A 2580-nucleotide genomic window follows, 5' to 3' on the forward strand; every position below is an offset into this window, starting at 1 on the left:
CCTGTTGTGCTGTTTAGCCTGGGTGAGCCGATCGAAAGACTGGAGGAAGTTTCCGACGAGTATCGAAGCGCCTTGATGGAACTGGTGCTCGGGTCCTTCGTCGCCCATGCGGATGGTCGCATCGCGGAGCCCGAGCGCAGGGCGCTGGACGATCAAGTTTCTGCTGCGTCCCTCAGCGATCAGGAACGCCGCAGGCTGCGTGCAAACCTTGAGTGGTTCCTGGCCGTGCCACCGGACATGGCGCTTCTGCGGCGCAAACTGAAGGAGGTGGGCCAAGACAGCCAAGCCGCCATGCGGGCAGCGCTGGTTGGTGCAGCACATGCCGATGGCATTATTCACTCCGACGAAGTCGCAAGCATCGAGAAAGTCTACAAGGCCTTGGGCCTTGATCCTGCGCTGGCCTACTCGGACCTGTACGCCGGTGAAGTTGCGGATGGTCCACGCATTGTTCGTGCCTCGCAACCGGGTCGCCCGGGCGAAGCGATACCCGAGCTTGAAAAGGCCAGCGGACCCAAACTCGACGCTTCGCGGATCGCAGCAATCCGTTCGGACACCGAGCGCGTGTCGTCCGTCCTCGGTCAGATTTTCGATGTCGAAGAGGAAGAACGCGGTGTCTCCGCGTCTGCTAACCAAAGCCAGTTGGCAGGGCTTGACCCGAAACACGGCGCCCTTGTCCTCGAACTGCTGACTCGGGAGCATTGGTCTGAAACCGAGTTCGAGACGATCTGCGCCTCGCATGGCACGATGGCGTCCGGGGCTTTGGAAGTCGTGAATGAATGGGCTTTTGAGACCTACGATGAAGCGCTTCTCGACGAGTATGACGGATATGACGTGTCTGCGGAGATTACGGAGGCGGTAAAAGAAAAGATGAGTGCGGAGGGCAGGGATTTCTAAGTTGAAACCACGTGAACGCGATGCAATCGTACAGGCGCTTCGGGCCGGGGTCGTACCCAAGCTCGGTTTGCGTCATATACAGGTCGTTCACGGCCGAGAGGCTGAAAAAAATTATCAAGGATTCGGACCAGCTATCAAATGGATACTTGGCGAGCCTCACTTTAGGCGGGGCGCGACTTTTGTATTATCGAATAAGATTGATTAAGCGTCATCATGAAAACTAGGGAACAAAGTGATGCCGATTAAAAAAACTTTGCGCGTGACAAAGCGGTTTGGAATCTCGGTGCCCGCCGCGCCTTGGGAGATCGCCCAAAGTGAACAACCTAAGGCAAAATCTGTCCTACGACACACTGAGCAGCAGCGGACTCGGGATGCTCCTCGCGCGGACGTGCGGGAAATATTCATTCACGGCCCTTCAACAAAGGAAATAAATGCGGCAATAGACATATCTAACTGTGATTTGGGTGCGTTTTCTGCTGCCATTTCACATGGAGCAAGTGGCGATCAAATCATTTACCACATTGGGAAAAAATGCGATGGCAAGCACAAGAAGGAGGCGAGTGTAGCAGCCCAACAGGGGTTAGTATTGCTTACGAGCAAACGCCTCGCGGACGGCAACTTTGAATATATTGCCACGATTGCAAAAAAATTTGGAGAAGCACCTTCAAATGAAAGAAAATTTTTGTTTGGTAGATATTTGTACGAGTGCGCAAGCAGTCTCGGAGAGTTGCAAAGGGACTCATTAAGTACCATACCCAATTTTAGATTCTATTTGCATGAATACAATCTCTGCATCACAGATCAGGTGTGCCAAGAAGCGTGCTCCTGGATTCAACATGAGAGAGGAAAGTGTGAAACGATAAGATTTTTTGAGCTCATGCAGAGGTTCGGCATAAGTAGCAAAAAATATTCTTCTGAAAGGGCGCTAAATGAATTTGAGGCGAAACTGAATTTAATCGGCATCTTCGTAGCGCCCCACTCAAGTCTTATGCGGCCCCAGGAACAAAGCGATGTGATCGCCTTCACGATTGCTCCACAATTAACGCCGTTATCAGGTCGATCTCGGGAGCTCATAGATGCATTGGTCGCAGTAGTGCTAGCGGCTTCCATTCTTCATAAATCTGATTGCCTCACCGAGCATAACAAGAAAAGCATTGCCGAGACAATCACGGCTAGCTTTGACCTTAAAGAACATGAGAGATTCCACATACTAGAAAATTTAGCCTGGTTCTTTTTGCACCCACCTAAAAATTTAGTCCTTCTATCTGTTATTAAAAATGCCTCTCGAGAGAACACGCCTGCATTTAGAAAAATTGTTGCGGCCTGCGCTGGTAAAATTAGTGGCGTCGACCGTCGTTTATTGGGGCATTTAGAAGAGATTTATAACATGCTATGGCTGCCCCCTGCGCTTGCCTACTCTGACCTGCATGCTGGCAAAGTTGCTGATGGTCCGCGGACCGTGCGTGACTCGCAACCGGGTCGCCCGGGCGAAGCGATACCCGAGCTTGAAAAGGCCAGCGGACCCAAACTCGACGCTTCGCGGATCGCAGCAATCCGTTCGGACACCGAGCGCGTGTCGTCCGTCCTCGGTCAGATTTTCGATGTCGAAGAGGAAGAAAGTGGTGCCTCCGGGACCGCCAGCCAAAGCCAGCTGGCGGGGCTTGACCCGAAGCACGGTGCCCTTGT

3 protein-coding genes are annotated in these 2580 nt (G+C 52.6%); all 3 read left to right on the plus strand.

Annotated elements, in window-relative coordinates:
• Window positions 1-894 (plus strand): tellurite resistance TerB family protein (locus tag EV663_RS15455; RefSeq protein ID WP_207904470.1); only part of this gene is annotated, 894 nt, incomplete at its 5' end.
• Window positions 872-1099 carry a BREX system ATP-binding domain-containing protein gene (locus EV663_RS15920; RefSeq protein WP_243697995.1) on the plus strand — a complete coding sequence of 76 codons (228 nt, stop codon included), beginning with the start codon at window positions 872-874 and terminating at the stop codon, window positions 1097-1099. The genes EV663_RS15455 and EV663_RS15920, both read left to right, overlap by 23 nt.
• A 30-nt stretch (window positions 1100-1129) precedes the next feature.
• Window positions 1130-2580 (plus strand): tellurite resistance TerB C-terminal domain-containing protein (locus EV663_RS15775; protein ID WP_481883025.1); only part of this gene is annotated, 1451 nt, incomplete at its 3' end.

It is taken from the genome of Rhodovulum bhavnagarense, assembly GCF_004343505.1.
In the GTDB taxonomy this organism is placed as follows: Bacteria; Pseudomonadota; Alphaproteobacteria; order Rhodobacterales; family Rhodobacteraceae; genus Rhodovulum; species Rhodovulum bhavnagarense.